The following is a 20,519-nucleotide window of genomic DNA, read 5'->3' as shown; positions in this document are numbered from 1 at the left end:
GCCCCGCCGCGGGGCCGGGCTCCCCGCCCCCCCCGCCCCCGCCGCGGCGGGGGGGGGCCCCCCCGGGGCCCCCCCCGGGGGGGGGGGGGCCCCCCCCCCGGGCCCCCCCCCCGCCCGTCCGGATGTCCCGCTGCCCCGCTGCCCCGATCCCGGGGGTCGCCTGCGCCGGTCACAGCTCCCAGGACCGCGGGCGCTCCAGCGCCTCCCACTCGGCGCGCAGCAGGGACAGCACGGCCAGGTCGTGCCGGCGTCCCCGGTGCAGGCACGACGAGCGCCGCACGCCCTCCCGGAGGAAGCCGGACCGCTCCAGGACGCCGAGCGCGGCACCGTTGGTCGTGTGGGTGACCGCCTGCAGCCGGTGCATCGGCAGCTCGCCGAAGGCCAGGTCGGCCAGCGCGTCGACGACGTCGCCCCCGTACCCCCGGCGGCGGTGGGCCGGGTCCAGCAGCAGCTGGAGGTCGGCCGTCCCGTCGACCATGTCCTGGTCGGAGAGGACGGCGTGGCCGATCGGCGTGCCGTCGGGGAGCAGGACGAGGAAGTCGTCGCGGTCCTGGTCCTCGCCGTACCGTTCGATGCGCTCCCGCAGCGCGGACAGCGGCCGCGGCCAGAGCCCCATCTCGTGGGCGGCCACCGGGTCGGAGCGCCAGGAGTGCAGCACCTCGGCGTCGTCGACGTCGAGCGGGGCGAACCCGACCCGCCGCCCGCGCCAGCAGACCTCGCGGTCGCCCTCCTGCGGTCCGCAGCCCACCGCGTTCCCCGCACTGTCGTCCATGGCGCGGACGCTACGGGCCGGCGCCCGGCCGGACCAGTGGTTTTCCGCGGGCCGGCGGGCCTGCCGGACCGGTCAGAAGAACACCGAACGCCGCTGGACCAGCAGCTTGTACAGGGTGTGCTGGATGGTCTCCCGGACCCGGTCGGTGAGGTCGAAGACCAGCATCGGGTCGTCCGCCGCCTCCTTCGGGTAGCCGTCGGTCGGGATCGGCTCGCCGAACTGGATGGTCCACTTGGTCGGCAGCGGGACGGCACCGAGCGGGCCGAGCCAGGGGAAGGTCGGCGTGATCGGCAGGTACGGCAGGCCGAGCAGCCGGGCCAGCGTCTTGAAGTTGCCGATCATCGGGTAGGTCTCCTCCGCCCCGACGATCGAGCACGGCACGATCGGCACCTGGGCCCGCAGCGCGGAGGCCACGAACCCGCCCCGGCCGAAGCGCTGCAGCTTGTACCGGTCCGCGAACGGCTTGCCGATGCCCTTGAAGCCCTCCGGCCAGACCCCGACCACCTCGCCGCGCTCCAGCAGGGCCTGGGCGTCCTCGTTGCAGGCCAGCGTGTGCCCGGCCTTGCGGGCGAGCTCGCCGACCACCGGCAGGACGAAGACCAGGTCGGCCGCGAGCATCCGCAGGTGACGCCGGGCCGGGTGGTGGTCGTGCACGGCGACCTGGGTCATCAGCGCGTCCAGCGGCACCGTCCCCGAGTGGTTGGCGACGATCAGGACGCCGCCCTCGGCCGGGATGTTCTCGACGCCCCGGACCTCGATCCGGAAGTACTTCTCGGCCAGCGGGCGCAGCAGTGAGAGGAAGACCTCCTCGGTCAGCTCCTGGTCGAAGCCGAAGTCGTCCACCTCGTAGTCGCCGGTGATCCGGCGGCGCAGGAAGGACAGGCCGTCGGCGGCGCGCGCCTCCCAGCCCTTGCCGAGCACCCTGGTCGCGGTGTCGCCGAGCCGTCCGGCGAGCGCGCCGCCGACGGCCCCGGCGAGCCGGTCGGCGAGGTCGCCCTGCTTGCCCTGCCAGCTGGGGGCGGACTCGATCGGGATGACCTTGGCCTCGCCCACGGCATGGTCCCTGGCGGCAGTCATCGCGGCATCGGCTCCTCGGTGTGGTGACCGGTGGTGGGGTGGTGGCCGTCCGGGCCGAGCAGGCCGGCCAGCCGGTCGGTGACGGCGGTCAGCCGCTCGGGCGGGAGCAGGCCGGCGGACTGGGCGGCGGCGAAGTCGGCGAAGGCCTGGAGGGTGGTGTACCGGGGGGTGAAGCCGAACGTCTCGCGCAGCCGGGAGGTGTCGACCACCCGGCCGTGGCTGAGCAGCTGGATCTGCTCGGGCGACATGTCGGCGAGCCGGGTCTGCCGGACCAGCCCGGCCACCAGGTTGAGCGCGGGCAGCAGCAGCGGCACGGTCGGCCGGCCGAGCCGGCGGGCGCACTGGGAGAGCAGCAGCACGCCGTCGCCGGCGACGTTGAAGGTGCCGGTGTTGGTGGTGCCGGCCGCGGGCTCCTCGGAGGCCAGCCGGAGCACCTCGACCGCGTCGTCCTCGTGGACGAACTGCAGCCGGGGGTCGCGGCCGAGCACGGTGGGCAGCAGCGGCAGGGCGAAGTAGGCGCTGAGCGGGGTGTCGCCGGCCGGGCCGACGATGTTGGCGAACCGCAGCACGGTGACGGCGACGTCGGGGCGGCGCCGGGAGAAGCCGCGGACGTAGCCCTCGACCTCGGCGGCGTCCTTGGCGAAGCCGCCCGGCGGGAGCGCCTTGGGCTGCATCCGCTCGGCGAAGACGGCGGGGTCGCGGGGGGCGGAGCCGTACACGGCGGTGGTGGACTTCACCACCAGCCGGCGCAGGCCCGGAGCCTTCTGGCAGGCACCGAGCAGCTGCATGGTGCCGATGACGTTGGTCTCCTTGACGGCGCTGCGGCCGCCGGAGCCGGTGGCGCTGACGTTGAGGTGGACGACCGTGTCGACCTCGTGCTCGGCGATCACCCGGGCGACGGCCGGGCGGCGCAGGTCGACCCGGGTGAAGGAGACCTCCGGCGGGAGATCATCGGGCGGCGGCTGGACGTCGACCCCGATCACCCGGTCGATGCCGGGCCTGGCGGCGATCTCGGCGGCGAACCGGGCGCCCAGGTGGCGGGCCACCCCGGTGACGAGCACGACCTTGCCCACGTGTCCGTGTCCTCCTCAGTCCCGTCCCTGCCTGAACCGTACCGCGCGGGCATTTCCGCGACGCAAACACGCCGAGGGGTGGAAAGCCGGGGCCGGAGAGTCGCCGCGGAGCCGGGACGGAAACCCGGGTGGAAACCGGTGGACCGGGGGTGGAAACCGGGCGGGAACCGGGTGGGAACCCCGGGGTGGAAACACGACTGCCCGCCCCGGCGGAATGCCGGGACGGGCAGTGCGCACACCTGGTACGCGAGAGCGACCGTGGGCGGGCTGACTCCCGCGCGAAACGGGGCAAGCGCCAGCCGAGGTGTTACTTCTTGTTGCGACGCTGAACGCGAGTCCTCTTCAGAAGCTTGCGGTGCTTCTTCTTGGCCATACGCTTGCGACGCTTCTTGATGACAGAGCCCACGGAACAACCCTCGCTCACTCGGACCCACGCCCGTGAGAGACGGGAGTCCATACGACTGACGGAGGGCCTAGCCTACCCCCCGCTTCGCGTAAGCCGTAATCGGCCCCGACCGGGCGCTTCGCCGTGTCCGTCCTAGGCGCTCTGCAGCCGCACGTAGGACTCCTTGAGATAGTCGTGGACCTCCTTCTCGGGGACCCGGAAGGAGCGGCCGACCCTGATGGCCGGAAGTTCTCCACTGTGCACCAGGCGGTACACCGTCATCTTCGAGACCCGCATGACCGAGGCGACCTCGGCCACGGTCAGGAAGACGACATCCTGGAGGGGGCGTTCGCCGGAACTCATGACCTCACCCGACCCTTACCCGTGTGCAAGGCACCGGCTTCCCCTCCGGTGACTCCACCGGCACACGTGTATCCCCAGAGTAGTTATGGGTGGTACCAGTGGGAAGAGGGAGAAGCTCACTCCTTGTACGGTGCGAGATCCGCCCGTTGCAGTACGTAGTCGCTCAGCGGTCTGTAGCACCCGGGGGGAGAGCCGTCGTCCACCGGAACCACGACGGCGACCTCGCCCTCCGCCTCCCCGACGAACGGCGCCGGGTCGTTGGAGTCGGCGATCCCGCCGGCCGGAACGCCCAGCCGTCCGGCGCCGCAGAGCCAGCCGTGGTCGCCCAGCACCAGGCCCGGCAAGGGCTGTCCGGTCCCGGTGAGCCCGGCCAGGGCGAGGCGGACCGGCTGGGCGGAGTGCGTGTGCAGGAGGTCCCCGGAGCCGCGGTCGAGTCTGCCACCACGCGCCGCTCCCCCGTCAAGGGCCCGGACGACGGCGACCGGACCGCGGTAGTCCAGCGTGCAGTTGCGTTCTCCGTCGGGGGTGGGCTCACGGAAGCGCGTCCCGCGCGCGGGGGTGAGCAGGGTGCACCCCGCTGCTTCGAGCGCCCTGGCGAGGGAGGTGTGAAACTCCGTCAGCCGGGTCGGGTGCCCGGTGCCGGCCAGCACGGTGGCGCGCCGGCGGGCGGTGGCGCGCAGCAGGTCGGCCAGCCGGTCCAGGGCGTCCAGGGTGCGCTCGGGGTCGATGGTGTCGGTGCCCTCGGCGCGGCCGAAGTCGGGGTCGACGCCGACCCGGTCGGCCATCAGGTCGAGGACGGCGCCCGGGCCCCAGCGGCCGCGCGGGGCCAGGCCCATCAGGGCCTTCTGATCGCCCTGTCCGAACAGGCGGTAGCTGCGGAGGTTGCGCTGACGGGTGGTCGGGATGTCCGGCCCGGCCAGCCGGCGGCGGACCAGGTGCTCGCGCAGGGCGGCGCGGTCGGCGGTCACGGCAGGAGTCCGTGGTGCGGGAAGACCGCCCGGCGGGCCGCCAGGATCGCCTGGTCGAGGCGGTCCCCCGGGTCGTAGCCGTGGTCGTGGAAGTCGCGCCAGCCGGGCTCGACGCCGTCGGTCATCCGCAGCGGGGCCTGCTGTCTGGTGCGCCGGTAGACCTCGGCGCGCCACTCGGCGGGGGTCTCGGCGGTGGGGTCGACCGGGTGGCCGGCGGCGGTGGCCACCAGGTGCGTCCAGGCCCGGGGGACCACGTCGACCACCGCGTACCCGCCGCCGCCGAGCGCCAGCCAGCGGCCGTCGGCGTGCTCGTGGGCCAGTGCGTGCATCGCCTCGGTGACCGCCCGCTGGGCGTCCAGCGAGACCGCGAGGTGGGCCAGCGGGTCCTCGACGTGGGTGTCCGCGCCGTGCTGGCTGACCAGGACCTGCGGGCGGAAGGCGGCCAGCAGCTCGGGCACCAGGGCGTGGAAGGCGCGCAGCCAGCCCGCGTCACCGGTCCCGGCCGGCAGGGGGAGGTTGGCGGCGGACCCGGGGGCGTCCGGGCCGCCGGTCTCGGTGGACCAGCCGGTCTGCGGGAAGAGCGTCGCCGGGGACTCGTGCAGCGACACGGTCAGCACCCGGGGGTCGTTCCAGAAGGCCTCCTGGACACCGTCGCCGTGGTGCACGTCGACGTCCACGTACGCGACCCGCTCGGCGCCCAGCTCCAGCAGGCGCGCGATGGCGAGGGCCGGGTCGTTGTACACGCAGAACCCGGCCGCCTTGGCGGGCATCGCGTGGTGCAGGCCGCCGGCGAAGTTGACCGCGTGCCGGGCCTCGCCGCGCCACAGCGCCTCGGCGGCGGCCACCGACTGTCCGGCGATCAGCGCGGACGCCGAGTGCAGGCCCGGGAAGGCCCAGTTGTCGTCGGTGCCCAGGCCGTGCCGGGCGTCAGTGGACGCCGGGTCGGCGGCCACCCGGCGGACCGCCCGCAGGTACTCGGCGGTGTGCACCAGGCGCAGCGTGGAGTCCCCGGCGGGCGGGGCGGCGCGGACGGTGACACCCGGCGCGGAGGCCAGTCCGAAGGACTCGACCAGCCGCATGGTGAGGGCGAGGCGGGTGGGGTCCATCGGGTGTCCGGGGCCGAAGTCGTAGCCGGTCTCGGCCTCGTCCCAGTACAACTGCAGGCCGCAGGGGCGCTCGCGCTCGGCTTCGGGCATGGCTCCCACGGTAGTGGGTGCGGCTCGGGCCGCCGGACCGGGGCCACGCCGGACGGCGGCCACGCCGGACCGACCCGGGTCGGGGCCGGCCCGTGCCGGACGGCGGCCGGGACCTAGCCGGCGTGCGGCTTCAGCGGATCCGGGGCGAAGTGGCCGGAGAGCGGGATGATCAGCAGCACCAGGGCCATCGGCGCGAGCAGCGCCCAGCGGTACGAGCTGGCGTCCGCGATCGCGCCGACCAGCGGGGAGCCGATCAGGAAACCGACGTAGTTGAACAGGTTGAGCCGGGCCACCGCCGCGTCCGAGTCGTCCGGGAACAGCCGCCCGCCGGCCGCGAAGACCTGCGGAATGATCGCGCAGATGCCGAAGCCCAGCACGGTGAACCCGGCGATCGCCGCCCAGGGCCCGGGCGAGACGGCCGCCAGCAGGAAGCCGAGCGCGGCCAGCGCGGCCCCCGCCCGGACCACCGCGACGGCACCCCAGTGCTGCACGGCCCGGTCGCCCAGGGTGCGGCCGACCAGCATCGCGACCATGTAGCCGAGGTAGGAGAGCTTGGCGACGTCGTTCGGGCTGTCCAGACCGTCGGTGAGGTACTTGACGCTGTAGTTGGAGACCGAGGCGTCGGCGATGTAGGCGACGGCCATGGCCAGGCAGAGCGGCAGCAGCGGCTTCCACGGGATCGAACGGGCGGCGGCCTCGGCGGCCTCCCGGACGGCGTCGCCGAGCTCGTCCCGCCCCGCGGCACGGGTGCCGGCCAGCAGCGCGAGCGGGACCAGCACCAGCGCCGCGCCGCCGAACAGCACCGGCAGCCCCAGGTCGTCGTGCGCCCCGAGGGCCGCGACCGCGGCGCCGACGATGCCGCCGAGGCTGAACGCCGCATGGAAGCCGATCATGATGCTGCGCCCGTACCGGTGCTGGAGTCCGACGCCGAGCATGTTCATCGAGGCGTCGAGCGCACCGACCAGCAGACCGAACGCGCCGAGTGCGAGGGCGAGTTCCCACAGGCTGTCGCCGAAGCCGGTCAGACCGAGGGTCAGGCAGACGGCGGGCTGCACCACCCGCAGGACGGCCCGCGCGCTGGTCCGCTTGACCAGCCACTCCGAGGTGATCGAACCGACCCCGGCCAGGACCGGCACCGCCGCCAGGAAGACCGGCAGCAGGCTGTCGCTCAGCCCGTACCTGTCCTGGATCTCCGGGATGGAGGTCACCAGCAGGGCGAAGGTCACCCCCTGGATCAGGAAGCCGGCCGCGAGCGCCGCGCGGGCCTGCCTCAGCCGCTCGGTGACGACCGCTCCGGTGGTGCCCGCTTCCCGCATCTGCCGACCTCGCTCAGCTCCGGCGCTACCGGCCGGTACGACGGTGTTGGCGTGAGCGTAGGGGCTGTGGAGGCTTTGCGGGAGAGGGGAGGAGGGAACGGTTAGGCCAAGAGATCCAGCACCTCGTCCAGGTCGGTGAGCAGCCCGGTCGCCCCGGCGGCGGTCAGCCGGGCGGGGTCGGTGAGCGCCGCGTAGCCGTACACGTCCATGCCGGCCGCGCGGGCGGCGAGCACGCCGTTCGGGCTGTCCTCGATCACCAGGCAGCGGCCCGGGGCGACGCCGAGGGTGCGGGCGGCGTGCAGGAAGAGGTCCGGGGCGGGCTTGCCGACGCCGACGTCCTGGGCGCTGAAGATCCGCTCCTCCTCGTGCAGGCCGCGCAGGCCGGTGAGGTCGAGCGCGGTCCGGATCCAGGAGTGGTGGGCGGAGGAGGCCAGGCAGTACGGCACGCCGCGCTGCTGAAGGGACTTCAGCAGCCGCTCGGCGCCGCGGACCGGGGCCAGCTCCTCGGCGAACGCGGCGAACACCCGGGCGTGGAACAGGTCGTCGAAGCCCTCGGGCAGGGTCGCGCCGTGCCGCTCGCCGATCACGTCGTGCACCTTGTGCGCGGCGCAGCCCATGTAGTCCCGGTAGGAGTCCTCGATCGTGGTGGGGAAGCCGAGCCCGGTCAGGTACTCGGCCAGCACCCGGTTGGAGATCGGCTCGCTGTCCACGAGGACGCCGTCGTTGTCGAAGATCACCAGGTCGTAGCTCACCCGGCCGAGCCTACTTGCCGCCGCCGGCCAGCTCGCGGGAGCGGTCCCGGGCCGCCTCCAGGGCACCGAGCATGGCCGCCCTGACCCCGTGGTTCTCCAGCTCGCGGATGGCCGCGATGGTGGTGCCGGCCGGCGAGGTGACGGCCTCGCGCAGCTTCACCGGGTGCTCGCCGGAGTCCCGCAGCATGATCGAGGCGCCGATCGCGGACTGCACGATCAGGTCGTGCGCCACCGTCCGGGGCAGGCCGAGCAGGATGCCGGCGTCGATCATCGCCTCGACCAGGAAGTAGAAGTAGGCCGGCCCCGACCCGGAGAGCGCCGTCGCCGCGTCCTGCTGGGACTCCGGCACCCGCAGCGCCTTGCCGACCGAGCGGAAGATCTCCTCGGTGCGGACCAGGTGCGCCTCGGTGGCGTGCGAGCCGCCCGAGATCACGCTCATCCCCTCGTCCACCAGGACCGGCGTGTTGGGCATCACCCGGACCACCGGCGTCCCCGCGGCCAGCCGGTCCTCGAACCAGGTGGTCGGGATGCCGGCGGCCGCCGAGACGACCAGCCGGTCGGTGGCGACGTGCGGGGCCAGGTCGTGCAGCAGGACACCCATGTCCTGCGGCTTCACGGCCAGGATCAGGGTGTCGGCCAGCTTGGCGGCGTCCGCGTTGGAAACGGCGGTGACGCCGTAGCGCGAGGCCAACTCCTCGGCGCGCTCCGGCCGGCGGGCGGTCACCAGGACGTCCGCCGGGTCCTTGCCGGCCCGCAACAGGCCGGAGAGCAGAGCCTCCCCGATCTTTCCGGTGCCGAGGAAGGCGATCTTCTGTCCGGTCGCGCTGCTGGTCATGGCCGCTGCTCCTTCGTACGGTGCTGCGGCCCATCCTCGCACCGGCACGGGCGGGCCCGCGGGAGCCGTCCACGGTACGGGCGGCGTCGGACGCCGGGCAGCGTCAGACGCAGGGCGGCGGCCCGTGCCGGCGGCGGCTCATGTGGACGAAGGCGGGCTCATCGGGCTCCTCCCGGTGCACGGCCAGGTGCTCGTCCCGCCACCGCACGGCCGCCACCTCGTCCGCGGCCATCCCGGAGACCGCACCACACGCCAGGCAGCAGAACCCGTGCAGGACCAGCAGCCCGCTCACACCGCCTCCCCGGGCCGGACGTCCCACTCACACCCGCCGCCCGGCGGCCGCAACCACCACCGGCCGTCCTCCGCCCCCATGAACTCGCCCACCCGGTAGGCCGTCTCGTCCAGCACCAGCTCACCGACGGCCGGCACCCCGGGCGGCCCCGAACGCCGGATCACCTTGGCCAGCCGCCAGGCCACCCCCGGCCCCACCCCGCCCAGTTCGACCACCACCGCACCGGACTGCGCCGCGGAACGCCAGTCGACGGAGAGCGACGGCAGGAGCAGACCGACGGCGTCCAGCGCGGCGGCCAGTTCGGTCCGGGCCCGGGCGGCCACTCTGCGGCGCTCGGCCGTCAACTGCGAGAGCAGGGAAGGCGAATGGGATTCCACAGGGACCTCCGAGGATCGTCACTGGCTGCACCCAGAGCGTCGCTCACCGCCGCTACGCTGGGAAGTGGGGGCGTGTTCCACAGTTGCCTTGGGAACGGAGTACATCCAGATGGGCTTCAGGCCGCGCGATCTACGCCCCGACCGATCCGCCCGCGACTTCTACGGAGCAGAGATCCGCAGGCATCGAGAACTGGCTGATGGGATGTCACTGACGAGCCTGGCGGGGATCCTCAAGTTCTCGAAGGCGCACCTGTCCCGTATCGAGACAGCCGAGGCACCGCCACCGCCGGGCCTGTCCGAGAAGCTGGACATCGCCTTCGGAACGGACGGAACGTTCAGCCGCCTCTACCAACTGGCGCGGAACGAGGTGTTCCCGGACAGATACCGCCGGTTCATGGGCCTCGCAGATCAAGCGATCGTCTACGAGAGCTACACCGTGACCGTCCACGGCCTGCTCCAGACGCCGACTGTCGCCGAGGCGGTCCTGCGCGCCGGGGATCCCTTCGCGACGGAGGACGAGATCTCGCACAGGCTGACAGCTCGACTGGCGCGCCAGGACCGTCTCCACGGCCCCACCCCGCCACGATTCTGGTTCATCCTGGACGAATCCGCCCTGCGCCGACCGGTCGGCGGGGTACGTGCGATACGGGAGCAGATCAACGTGCTGCTGACTGTCGGCAGGCTCCCGCACGTCACGATTCAGGTGTTGCCGTACGCAGCCCAGGAGCACTCCGAAATGGGAGGGTCGCTGACGCTGCTGACCCTCCCGGGCCGGTCGGTCCTGGCCTACGAAGAAGGCAGCAGGTCAGGCTCCCTGATCGAGGGACAGGAAGACGTCAGCAGGCGCCGGGCGCTCTACGATCTCCTCAGGGCGCAGGCCCTGTCGCCCCGAGACTCTGCGGCGATGATGAACGCGACAATGGAGGGCTTCGATCATGCGACCTGACGAGCGACCCGCCGAGTGGCGGAAGAGCAGCTACAGCAACGGGGACGGCGGCGAGTGCGTCGAGGTGGACGACGCCGCGCCCGGTACCGTCCGCGACTCCAAGGACCCCGACGGCCCGCGCCTCGCCTTCACCCCCGCCGCCTGGCAGGCCTTCGTCACCGCCACCGCCCGGGGCGAGTTCGGCGACGCCTGACCTCAGGCTGCCGTCACGGTCGGCCGCAGGGCGCTGACGCCGTGGGAGTCGGCGAGCAGCACCAGGCCGTCCGGGGTGGTGTCGGCGCCGCCGAGCGGCCCGGGTGAGACGAACACGGCGGCCTGGCGGCCGTCCGCCTCCCAGATCCGCACGTAGTCGCCGCCGACACTCAGCCGCAGCGGGCAGGCCGCACGCTGCTCCTGCGACGGGCGGAGGAACTCGGCGGCCTCCGCCTCCAGCAGCGCACCGGTGCGGGCGTCGTACGCGACGAGCCGTGGATCCTCCTCCTGGATCCGGGCGACCAGCGCCGGGGTGCCGTCCGGAGCGACGGCGGCCGCGACCGAACCGACTCCGGGCAGCGGGTGCGCCCAGAGCGTCTGCCACGGCAGGTCGATGCCGAACTCCGGTGCGGGCAGAGCGTCCTGGTGGCAGGCGTGCTCCAGCAGGGCGGCCCGCAGCGCCGGGTCGGCCTCGGTGCGGGTGAACAGGGGCGCGAGGCGCAGCCAGGTCCGGGCGAGTGCCGGCAGGTCGGTGCCGGTGGCGGCCAGGTGTTCGACGGCCGCCCGCAGGGGCACCTGCTCGGCGTGCAGCAGGAAGCCCGGCTCCGCCAGCAGCTCCGGGAGCAGCCCGCCCTCCAGCGCGTGCCCGACCAGCTGGGCGCGCGTGTACGGGGAGGCGGCCGCCCAGCGGTCCGGGGCGGCCGGAAGGCCGGCCGTCAGGGCGGTGGCGATGCGACGCTGCGTCTCGCGGACGGCGCCGCCGAACCGTTCGCGCAACTCGTCGGCGATCGCCGGATGTGCGAGCCGTACGGCCGGTTCCGCACCGCTCCCGCCCGGTTCGACCACGTCGAAGAACGGAGTCAGCAGGTGTTGCGCCCGGGCGAACGTCCAGGACAGGTCCTTCCCCGCGATCGCCGAGGCGAGCGGTTCCCAGAGGGAGAACGGCAGCTCGGCGCCCTCCCCCGCGAGGGCGAGCGGCGCCAGGAGCCTGCGCAGCGTCAGCTCGTCCGCCCCGCAGCGTTCGGCGTGCAGGTCGAGGATCTCGCCGACGGTCGTCGGCGCCGGCTCCAACACGCCCTCCGGTACCGCCAGCAGCGACCGGGCGACGAGCTGCACCACCAGCGGGCTGTCCGCGTGCCGGGCCGTCTCGGCGGCCAGATCCGGATTCTCGACGGTGGCCCGGGCCTGGAGCAGCAACGCGGCCGGGTCGGCCCAGGGCTCCTGGTCGAGGTCCAGGATCAGCACGTCATCGGGGGACAGCCGCTCGGCCAGCCACCGAGCCTGCTCCTGCGGTACGTCGGCCAGCAGCCGTATGCCGGGTGCCTGGGCGAGCGGCAGCAGCACCTCGGCCGACACCCGCGCCCGCTCGTCGAGCGAGCGCAGCACGCCGGCCCGGTCCACGTCGGCAACCACGACCGGAACGGGCTGTTCCTGCGGATGCGCCAGCAGCGTGTAGACGTCCTGCGACCGGGTGGCCCCCAGCCCCAGCTCGTCGGCCACCAGCCACAGCAGCTGGGCCGCCGTCAGGCCGGCGGCACCGAACACCGGTGGGGGCGGCAGCTCGGCGGGCGGCACGGTGGCCGGGTCAAGCACGGTGAGATCGATCCGGGCGCGGTGCTCCGGGTCGCACAGCATCAGGAACCCGGTGAGCACGTGGGATCGGCCGCTGCCCGGACGACCGGTCAGGAGCACTGTTCCGGGTGCGTCCACCGCTCCCGAGCGCCAGGCGGCCAGGGCCCTGAGGACGTCTGTCCGACCGCCCAGGTAGGGGTGCGGCTGATGGGCTGGCTGGGATGTCATCTCTCAAGGCTCCTGTGAGCTGGACGGTCGGCTGCTGGATCGTGGGACCGGGCGCTACTCGTCCCAGCCTTCCCGGGCCTCGATCAGCGACGGGACGAAGAAGCGGTGTTCCCAGAAGCCGCTCTCGGTGGCCGGGGGGTCGACGGCCGCGAGCCAGCGTTCGACGTCGGCCTCCAGGTCGTCCGCGTCGTACGGCCCGAGCAGCACCGGCGCGGTCAGCGCGGCGTGGTGCAGCAGTACGATCCGCAGGAACCGCGCGAGGCTGCCCGCCATCACCGGGCCGGGCCCGCCGTCCGGGTCCGGATCGCCGTACCGGACCTCACCGGTCCGCCCGTCGAGCAGGACCGGTACGCCCCAGAGCTCGCCGAGGCCCTCCAGCAGGCCCGACCCGTCCGGTGCCGGGGAGAGCCCGTCCACCGACAGGTCGGCCGTCGAGAGCCCCTGGAGGTCCTCCGTCACCGGCCATCCGACCTGTTCCAGGAAGGCCCGGGAAGCCGGGTCCCGCAGCTCGGCGGGGAGACGCCCGGGAGCCTGCGGCCGGCACGCCCCGGCGCCGAAGGCCCAGTCCTGCTCCAGTTCCTCCCGGGTGGCCTCGCCGGTGAGCGACAGGGCCGGCGGCGGCCACGCGGCCTTCGGGGTCACGCCGTGCCCGACCCACCCGCGCGGCACCTGCGGCAGCGCCGTCACCGCGCGGTCGTCCACCACGGCGGCGAACAGACCGCAGGTGCCGAGGAGGACCCAGAGCGTGCCGTCCGGGCCTCCGGACGGCGAGCACTGCACGGCGCGTTCCACGGCCTCGACCACCCAGGGCAGTTCGGGCACCGGCCGGCTCTCGCGGCTCGAGGCGTTGGTGCTCCAGGCCCCCTGGACGTGCATGGCCGTCCGTCCGGTCAGGTCGTCGGAGGTCACCGACACCTCGTCCTGGAGCGACGTGCTCTCGGCGCTGAGCAGTTCGCCCGTGCCGAGGTCCCAGACCTGTTCCAGCAGGACGTCGTAGTCGCCCTCGTCCTCCCGGCGGGTGGCGACCGCGAGAGTGTCCTGCCACCTCACCGCGCGCAGGTCCTCACCGAGCAGTTCCCCGGCGGTCCTGGGCGCCAGACCGCTCGGCCACTGCCAGCGCGACCACACCGTCCGCCAGGGCAGCCGGACCCGGGACGCGACCGCCTCCGCCGCGTCCGTGAGCCCACGGGAGACCAACGAGTGGTGCACCCAGCTCAGCCACTCCTCGTGGCTCGCCGGCGCCGCTACGCCCTGCAGCAACAGACAGTGGAGATCACCGGCCGGTCCACCGAGCGGCACCCCGTCCGGGAAGGCCAGGGCGAGCCCGACACCGAGCCCGTACCAGTCCGACTCCACCAGGAAGTCCGGGTCCGTCAGCCAGCGCTCCAACTCGCCCGCGAGCGCGGCGTGCACCGGCCGTGCCGCCCGGCGGTAGGCCGCCACCGTCCCCTCCGGCCGCAGCTCCAGCAGCTCCCGGTGCACCGCGACCTGCTGGCCGGCCGTCAGCGGAAACCGATCCCTGACCTCCCGCCGGGCCCCGCGGCTCACGAAGCCCAGGCCTTCGGCGTCGAGCAGGAGGTCCGGCCGGGCTCCGGCGAACCGCGTCAGCTCCTCCGCCGTCACCGGCGCCGCCGTCAGGGCCTGCGCGAAGGCGCGCCACACCTCCAGCGGTGAACGCTCAAGCTCCAGCGCGCCGGCTGCGGCGAGGAACAGCGACTCGCGGGAGCCCGGGATTTCCGGGCCGCCCCGTACGTCGTCGGAAGGCCCGCCGGCACCTGCGGCCGTGCGGGTCAGCACCGGCCGGCCGACGACACCGGCGGCAGCCCGCTGCGCCCACGCGACGACCCGCCCGTGGTCCGTGGAGCTGGCGAGCGGCCCCGCCAGGTCGACCCTGTCCAGCAGCAGCGGTGCGCGTCCGGGTGCCGCCGTGGCCGCCGCCCGGACGGCCGCTCCGATCACCGCCTCCAGGCTCAGGCCCACGCAGTCGACGACGATCGAGGGCTCGCCCGGGTGCAGTTCGTCGCTGGTCACGTCGTCATCCTAAGTATCGGCCTGGCCGTCGGCGCGGATTCCCATCCGCATCCAGAGCACCTCGATGTTCCGCATGTACCAACGGGCGTCGGCCTTCTGTCCGGCCACGGCGTCCGTGCGCGGCAGCGGCCCGGAGGGCCCCTCCGCCATCTTCCCGGCCCGGAAGCCGATGCCGTAACTCACCTCGACGCCCGCGAGGGAGGGCGAGGTCCGGATGTAGTTGGAGCAGTTGTTCTGGCCCTTCACGCCGCCTCTCCGATTGCCTCCGGACGCAGGCCCGCAGGGCTCGCGCTCGGTGTAAAGGTGAACCGGTACGAGTTCGTCCAGACCCGCTTTCACCCGGGCCTTGTTGACCTCGTCGAAGTACTTGCCGACGTGCGGCTCCGAGTGGTCCTCGTGCTGCTTGGCGCTGGGAGCGGCGGAGCTGTCCACCACGTACTGGATATCGCCGGTCTTCGGGTCCTTGACCTCCAGCACCGCGAAGTTCCGGCCGCTCATGTCGAGGGCCTCGTCCGTGCCGGTGGTCGCCTTCCGTAGATGGGTCGCCCAGGACGTGCCCTGGCTCCGCTCCCCGTATCCGGCCGCCATCTCGTCGAAAATGTTCCGCACCGGCGTGCCCGCCGATCCGTTCATGTCGAACCGCTGGTGGAAGTGGACACCCCAGGATCGGCCCTCAGGCGGGCGGGGAGCGCTCGGAGGGGACCACTCGTAACCGTCCGCGCGTCCGCCGAGGGCGTAGCCGACGGAGTTGCCCCGATGGAATCCGACGTTCATCCGCGCCAGGACCGCGACGACGGCACCCCGCCGACTGGAGTCCATCTCCGCGAACCCGGGCAGGGCGAGCGACAGTTCCTTGTGCGTGAACCCCCTCGGGACATTCCCGCCCGCCAGGCTGTTCCGTTGCGCGGCGTCGTCGAACAGCCGGCGGATGTCGCCGTCGCGCTCCCACTTCTCCAAGGCGTCGAAGGCCTTGTTGGGGTTCGTCTGCAGGACGGGCTGGTCGGTCCGCAGCTCGCGCTGCGAGTCGTCCGGCAGTCTTCCGTGGTGCTGGTGCTTCTCGTCCTGGGCGTTGTCGAACTTGGTCGTGCCTTCGACCTCGTCCCGATGGGTGATCTCCGGCATCCCCGGACCGTCCGGGTCCAACGGCGCGCCCGCCGCCTCCTCGGGGGCGCGTCGGTCGTGGGCGGGGGTGCGGGTGGGGCCGGCGGACGGGGTGGGGGTGGCGGGGTTGCGGTCGGGGGTGAGGGGGATGGCGAAGACGCCGTGGTCGCCGTTGTGGAGGGGCTGGTTGCTGCGGCGGCCGGTCTGGGCGTCGATGTAGGTGATCTTGCCGTTGTGGTTGACGGCGTTCCAGGCGTGGGCGCGGCCGTCCGCGTCCCGGGTGATGATGACGGCCTGGGAGCCGTGGCCGTTCCGGCGGAGGGTGTCCTCCAGGCGGTGGTAGGCCTGCGGGCCGTCACCGAGGTCGGAGAACCTGGCGCCGAGGGCGTTCTCGATCCGGTCCCGGCCACCGCGCTCGCCCCGGTCCGAGGGGCGGCCGTCGGCGTCGTGGTCGGGGGTGCGGGAGGCGGCGGCGGTGGGGTCGCCGTTGTAGGTGTCGACGGTGGCGAGGGCCACGTCGACACAGTTGTTGTTGCGGCCCGGGGCGCCCGGGTCGTCGCCGTTGATGGCGCGCGGCCAGTCGCCGTCCTCCGGGTCGGGGTGCCGCTGCGGCTTGCCGTCGGCGTCCCGCGGCACGGCGTTCTCGACCCTCGCCCGGTCGCGCGCGGAGGGCTCGTCCAGGCCGCCGGGCGGCCCGGTCGGGCGGTCGGCGGTGGCGGGGCGGCGCTGGGTGCCGTCGGGGTCGGGGCTGTGGTCGGCGTTGGGGGTGCCGTCGGTGCCGGGGGTGCCGTCGGCGGACGGACGGTGGGTGCTGTCCGGCGGGTTGGGGTGCGTGTGGTCCTGTGCCGGGGCCGGCTTCGGGGGCTGGTGGTCCGGGGTGGGACGGGCGGTGGCGTCCGGTGTCGCGGACGCCGGCCGGGCGGTGCGCGGGTCGGTGCGCGGGGCATCGGTGCGCGGGGCGTCCGTGGTGCGGTTGGACGGCACCCGGCCGAGCGCGACCGGGGCGTCCGGACGGCCTGCGGGCGTGTCGTTGCGGACCGTCCCGTTCTGGGCGGGCACCGAGGCGCGGGCCGGGGACGAGGGGTCGACGGCGACCGGGCCCGGGCGGTGCGTGCCCGGGGTACTGCCGCCCGCACCGGGGTTTCCGGCCGCCATGCCGCCCGGCGCGGCGGGGCCGGTGGCAGCCGGGGTGGCGGCCTGCTGCTGGGCGGGTTGGGCCTGCTCCGGAGCGGGCCGCTGGTCGGGCACGTGCTGGGTGGGCGACGGCGCGAGCCCGGCGGTGTCGAGGGTGCTCGGCCGCGGGTCGGCCTCCGAGGGCCGGGCGGGCGCCGGTTCCGCGCCGACGCGAGGATCGGCCCGCGGCCCGGCCTCGGACTCGGACGGGCGGTGGCCGGTGGCGGGTGCGGACGGCTCCGGGGTCGGTCCGGCGGCGGGCGTCCGGCGGTCGGCTGCGACGGGGGTCGGCTGCGAGTCCGTCCGGTCGGCGCCGGGCGTGGTCCGGTCCCGCGGGGAGTCCGTGCCGGGCGACGGCGAGGCGTCCGGCGCGGTGGGCTCCGAACCGCGCACCGGGCCGTAGGAGGGAGCCTGGGTGCTGCCGTCCGGGGTTCTGCCGTCAGCAGTTCGTCCGTCCGGGGTCCGTCCGTCCGGGGTCGGCGACTGCGCGGTGGAGTCCGGACGGGTCCCACCGTCCCCGGCGCGGACCGGTCCGTACGTGTCGGGGCTCGGCGTCGACCGGCTGTCACCGGTGGGCTGGGCCGGGGCGGTGCCCGAGTCGTGGGCCGGCGTCGGCCGGCTGTCGGGGGCCGCCGTCGTGTGGTCGGGAGTTCGCGTCGCCGGCTGTTCGCCCCCGCGCTGGGGCGACTCCCCGTCCCGAGCCGGCGCGGGTCCCGCGTCGGGGGACGTTGACGGCCCGTCCGACCGGGCGGGAGCCGGGGTCGTCGGGGTCACGGCCGCAGCGCCATCGGGAGTGAGCCGGGTACCGAACGGGTCCAGCGGAGTGCTCTGGCGGCTGCCGTCGCCGGACGGCGCGGGCGTGGCCGCGGAGGGCCGGGCCGACCCGGACGGGCTGTCTCCCGAGGCCGACTCGGTGCCGGAGAGCGCCCCTGCGGATTCGGTGCCGGAGTGCGCCGGGTCGGTGCTGGTGGGCGAGGGTCCACGGGTGCCGCCACCGGTGGGATCCGGCGCCGAACGTGTGCTGCCGCCCCCTGGCGTGGTGCTGCCGCCCGCCGAGCCCGACGAACTCCCCGAGGAACCGGAGTCACCCGAACCGGAACCCGAGTCGGAGTCCGAACCCGAGTCCGAGTCCGAGTCCGAGTCCGCGCTTGAACCTTCTCCCCCGTTGCGGTGGTTCTCGATGGCGTTGTCCGCGTGGCGACGTGCCGCCCCGCCGGCCCGCGAGCCGGCGCCGTCGCGCAGGGCCTCGGTGAAGGTCTGGCCGGAGTTCTTGGCGGCGTCCTTGAAGTCCTCGGCGCCGCGCTTGGCGGTGCGGCCGAGGTCGTAGCCGTCCTGGGCGCCGAACCCCTGGTTGACGGTCTGCGAGATCAGGTCGCTGATCATGCCCTGGACGGCGGAGACGACCGGCTCCTTCAGCGTCTCCACGACGGCCTCGACCAGGGCCTCGCGCAGTTCCTTCAGCAGGCGCCGCACGATCAGCCGGGTCGCCTGCGTCGCGCCCAGTGCGCCCAGCTCGGAGAGGCCGAAGGTGAACGGCGCGGCGGCCTGCGCGGCGATCAGTTCTGCGGCCATGATCGCGAGTTGGGCGATCACTGCGATCTTGCCGGTGACCACGATGACGGCCGCCGCGTCGAACGCGGCGGCGATCAGGCGGGCGGCTGCGGCGGCGTCCGCCAGATAGCCGCTGCTGCCGCCGGCCGAGAACTTCTCGAAGGCCTTGCCGAACGCGTCGACCGAGTCGCCGCTGTTCGCCGACCGCACGGTGTTCGCCGCGCTCAGGGCCCGGTAGTTCAGCTCGTCGACCTGGTCCGCGAAGTCCCGCCAGACCTGCCCGCACTCGCGGAGCTTGTCCTCGTCCGCCTTGGGCCAGTCGAACCCGAGCATCTCCAGGCACCATTCGAGGGCCCCCGGCAACATGAGCGACACAGCGTCAATCCCCCTCGCGGCGAGCCGCACTCGTTCCGGCGCTCGGCGGCGCGGTGGGCTGTTCAGCCCGCCCCGACCACCGTCCGCCCTCCCCCGAACCCGAACCCGTGCCCGACCACCTGTGCCCGACCACTTGCGCCCCGGCCACCAGCCACATAAGTCGGCTGATAGTACCGATCAGACCCGACAGGATGTCGGCGCCGACCCATCACTTCGACCTGCCACCACCCGGCGACGGCGAACGCGCGAGAGCCCTCCCCCTCGCCCACAAGATTCCTACATATGATCGAACGGGCCCGGCCGGCCCACGGCCCCGGGCACGGTAGCCTCGCCCGAGTTCGACACCACCGAGGAGCCTTCGTGATCACCCAGGAGCAGGCGCTCGCCACCGCCGACGGCTGGCTGAACGGCAGCGCGTCCGCCGGGCAGCACCGCGAGGTGCGCCACCGCGAGTTCGCCCTGGGCTGGGTGGTCTGGGCCGCCCCCGCGCCACTGGAGCGCGATCCGGTCACCGGCGAGCGGCGCCCGCCCGCCGATCTCGGCGACGCGTGCGGGGTGGTCGACCGCGGCACCGGCGAGCTGACCGTGTGGCCCTCCGTCCCGGTGGACGAGGTGATCCGGCAGTACACCGGGAAGCACGCCCCCGCGTCCCCGCTCGCGACCGGTCCCGGCAACACCGCCGTCGCCACCTATCGCGACCCGGCCGGCTCCGACGAGGTGCTGGTCTACCGCAACGCCGGACCCGGCCTGCCCCCGGTCGAGCACCAGCTGGCCGAGGAGCTGGACCGGCTCGGCGTGCCCGCGGGCGACGTCGTGGCCGTGCACACCGACCTGCGCCCGGCCACCCTCCCCGGCGGCTACCCGGCCGTCCTCCTGGAGCGCTACCCCAACGCCGAACTGTCCTGCTCCCACACCTACGGGATCTTCGCCGACGAGCGCGCCGAAGGCGCCGCCGCCCTCGCCGAGCACGCGGAACGCGTCGCCCGGCTGGCCGGCCAGGCGCCACCGCCCCGCCCGCGCCGGGCGCCCGCCCCTCAGCCCGGCGACGTCACCCCGGCCGAGCCGGTCCGGGACGTCGCCCTCGGCCGCCGGCTGTCGCAGACCTTCGGCGAGCTGATCCGCCACGACGCCGACGACCTGGCCGCCTGCGCGCTCCCCGAGGCCGCGCGCTCGACGCTCACCTGGGCCGGACTCCCCGCGGACCTTCCGCTGTTCTTCTCCGCCGACCGCCCCGACTCCCCGCCCGCCGGCGGAATCCTCACCGACCTGCGCACCCACCTGCGCGCCGCCGGGACCGGGATCGAGGAGCCGGTCCTCGACGTCCTCGCGGGCTGGACCAGGATCGGCACGGACGGCTTCTGCGTGATCGCCGTCCGGTGCACCGGCGACGAGCGCGGCCTCGGCTCGGTGTGGGCCGTCCATCCGCGCACCGGCAGCGGACGGTACGTCAACGGCTCGGTCTCGGCGTTCCTGCGCAGCCTGGAGCTGCTCTCCACCAGCCGCGCGGCCATGCCCGGCATGGACCCGCTCGCCGCCGGCGCAGCCGTCGCCGCCCTGCAGAACGGGCTCGCCGAGATCGACCCCGACGCCTTCCACAAGGAATCCACCTGGTGGAACGTCATCGTCGACCAGATGTGGCACGGCCTGTTCTGACGGCTCCGGCCCACCGCCCCGCCCGCCGGACGTCCACCCCGGACGGGTCCGCCGGGGCCCATTTCCAAGTGATGCTTTCGAACATCTCACCGCTCCTTATGGCCCGATTTCACTCCTTCGAGTGAGTTTGGCGGAGCCCGCCCGCAACGCTGCGTACCGGAACCAATCGGGGACGATCGAACACGCCCACGGCGGCGCAATCCTCCCGCAACAATCTCCGTGAAGCCCCGGCCCGAGAACACATCTCGCCGTCGCGGCAGGCTATTTGACGTGTCATCAGATCTCTTGACC

The 20,519-nt window shown here is 74.0% G+C and carries 18 protein-coding genes; 3 read left to right on the top strand and 15 right to left on the bottom strand.

Annotation, left to right across the window (positions count from 1 at the left end; translation table 11 throughout):
- Positions 1-169: 169 nt before the first annotated feature.
- The 12 genes from ACIOFR_RS14595 to ACIOFR_RS14540 all read right to left on the bottom strand — a co-directional run bounded on the left by ACIOFR_RS14595 (position 170) and on the right by ACIOFR_RS14540 (position 9,406).
- Complete coding sequence (locus tag ACIOFR_RS14595; RefSeq protein WP_400996402.1) at positions 170-772, bottom strand: GNAT family N-acetyltransferase; 603 nt, start codon at positions 770-772, stop codon at positions 170-172.
- A gap of 72 nt (positions 773-844) precedes the next feature.
- The gene (locus tag ACIOFR_RS14590) at positions 845-1,849 is read right to left on the bottom strand and encodes a lysophospholipid acyltransferase family protein (RefSeq protein ID WP_400996399.1); all 1,005 of its coding nucleotides are present in this window, start codon (positions 1,847-1,849) and stop codon (positions 845-847) included.
- The gene (locus ACIOFR_RS14585; protein WP_400996397.1) at positions 1,846-2,922 is read right to left on the bottom strand and encodes an NAD-dependent epimerase/dehydratase family protein; all 1,077 of its coding nucleotides are present in this window, start codon (positions 2,920-2,922) and stop codon (positions 1,846-1,848) included. Before ACIOFR_RS14585 ends, ACIOFR_RS14590 begins: the two co-directional genes overlap by 4 nt.
- A 307-nt stretch (positions 2,923-3,229) precedes the next feature.
- The gene (locus ACIOFR_RS14580; RefSeq protein ID WP_003948845.1) at positions 3,230-3,328 is read right to left on the bottom strand and encodes a 30S ribosomal protein bS22; all 99 of its coding nucleotides are present in this window, start codon (positions 3,326-3,328) and stop codon (positions 3,230-3,232) included.
- A 132-nt stretch (positions 3,329-3,460) separates the two neighbouring features.
- Entirely contained in the window at positions 3,461-3,670 is a 210-nt protein-coding gene (locus ACIOFR_RS14575) for a helix-turn-helix domain-containing protein (RefSeq protein ID WP_371497754.1), read from the bottom strand.
- A 116-nt stretch (positions 3,671-3,786) separates the two neighbouring features.
- Complete coding sequence (locus ACIOFR_RS14570; RefSeq protein WP_400996394.1) at positions 3,787-4,638, bottom strand: phosphatase; 852 nt, start codon at positions 4,636-4,638, stop codon at positions 3,787-3,789.
- Positions 4,635-5,834, bottom strand: a complete 1,200-nt coding sequence (locus tag ACIOFR_RS14565; RefSeq protein WP_400996391.1) for an acetoin utilization protein AcuC — start codon at positions 5,832-5,834, stop codon at positions 4,635-4,637. The genes ACIOFR_RS14570 and ACIOFR_RS14565 overlap by 4 nt, the downstream gene beginning before the upstream one ends.
- Positions 5,835-5,947: 113 nt before the next feature.
- Complete coding sequence (locus tag ACIOFR_RS14560) at positions 5,948-7,150, bottom strand: MFS transporter (RefSeq protein ID WP_400996388.1); 1,203 nt, start codon at positions 7,148-7,150, stop codon at positions 5,948-5,950.
- 101 nt (positions 7,151-7,251) lie between these two features.
- The gene (locus tag ACIOFR_RS14555) at positions 7,252-7,902 is read right to left on the bottom strand and encodes an HAD family hydrolase (protein WP_400996386.1); all 651 of its coding nucleotides are present in this window, start codon (positions 7,900-7,902) and stop codon (positions 7,252-7,254) included.
- Between the two features lie 10 nt (positions 7,903-7,912).
- A complete protein-coding gene (gene proC, locus ACIOFR_RS14550; RefSeq protein ID WP_400996384.1) occupies positions 7,913-8,737 on the bottom strand; it encodes a pyrroline-5-carboxylate reductase in 825 nt (274 codons plus the stop codon).
- Between the two features lie 103 nt (positions 8,738-8,840).
- Complete coding sequence (locus tag ACIOFR_RS14545) at positions 8,841-9,029, bottom strand: hypothetical protein (RefSeq protein ID WP_400996381.1); 189 nt, start codon at positions 9,027-9,029, stop codon at positions 8,841-8,843.
- Positions 9,026-9,406, bottom strand: a complete 381-nt coding sequence (locus tag ACIOFR_RS14540) for a hypothetical protein (RefSeq protein ID WP_400996378.1) — start codon at positions 9,404-9,406, stop codon at positions 9,026-9,028. Before ACIOFR_RS14540 ends, ACIOFR_RS14545 begins: the two co-directional genes overlap by 4 nt.
- 88 nt (positions 9,407-9,494) lie before the next feature.
- On the opposite strand from ACIOFR_RS14540, the gene ACIOFR_RS14535 reads away from it, so the two are divergent.
- Together ACIOFR_RS14535 and ACIOFR_RS14530 are read left to right on the top strand one after the other, a co-directional pair.
- Positions 9,495-10,352, top strand: a complete 858-nt coding sequence (locus tag ACIOFR_RS14535; RefSeq protein WP_400996375.1) for a Scr1 family TA system antitoxin-like transcriptional regulator — start codon at positions 9,495-9,497, stop codon at positions 10,350-10,352.
- Entirely contained in the window at positions 10,342-10,545 is a 204-nt protein-coding gene (locus ACIOFR_RS14530) for a DUF397 domain-containing protein (protein ID WP_400996372.1), read from the top strand. Before ACIOFR_RS14535 ends, ACIOFR_RS14530 begins: the two co-directional genes overlap by 11 nt.
- Positions 10,546-10,547: 2 nt before the next feature.
- Here the strand turns inward: ACIOFR_RS14530 and ACIOFR_RS14525 are convergent, their stop codons facing one another.
- From ACIOFR_RS14525 to ACIOFR_RS14515, 3 genes are read right to left on the bottom strand one after another with little or no spacing between them, the layout of a single operon-like run.
- Complete coding sequence (locus tag ACIOFR_RS14525; protein ID WP_400996370.1) at positions 10,548-12,344, bottom strand: ATP-binding protein; 1,797 nt, start codon at positions 12,342-12,344, stop codon at positions 10,548-10,550.
- A gap of 54 nt (positions 12,345-12,398) precedes the next feature.
- Positions 12,399-14,375: a hypothetical protein gene (locus ACIOFR_RS14520; protein ID WP_400996368.1), complete on the bottom strand. Its 1,977-nt coding sequence runs from the start codon at positions 14,373-14,375 to the stop codon at positions 12,399-12,401.
- A gap of 9 nt (positions 14,376-14,384) precedes the next feature.
- Complete coding sequence (locus ACIOFR_RS14515; RefSeq protein ID WP_400996431.1) at positions 14,385-18,566, bottom strand: toxin glutamine deamidase domain-containing protein; 4,182 nt, start codon at positions 18,564-18,566, stop codon at positions 14,385-14,387.
- Between the two features lie 369 nt (positions 18,567-18,935).
- On the opposite strand from ACIOFR_RS14515, the gene ACIOFR_RS14510 reads away from it, so the two are divergent.
- On the top strand, positions 18,936-20,228 hold the full coding sequence (locus ACIOFR_RS14510; RefSeq protein WP_400996365.1) for an SUKH-4 family immunity protein: 1,293 nt from the start codon (positions 18,936-18,938) through the stop codon (positions 20,226-20,228).
- Positions 20,229-20,519 lie beyond the last annotated feature (291 nt).

Source organism: Kitasatospora sp. NPDC088346 (genome assembly GCF_044740765.1).
In the GTDB taxonomy this organism is placed as follows: Bacteria; Actinomycetota; Actinomycetes; order Streptomycetales; family Streptomycetaceae; genus Kitasatospora.
The sequence above is the reverse complement of the archived record's forward strand: the minus strand, read 5'-3'. Positions and strand labels throughout refer to the sequence as shown.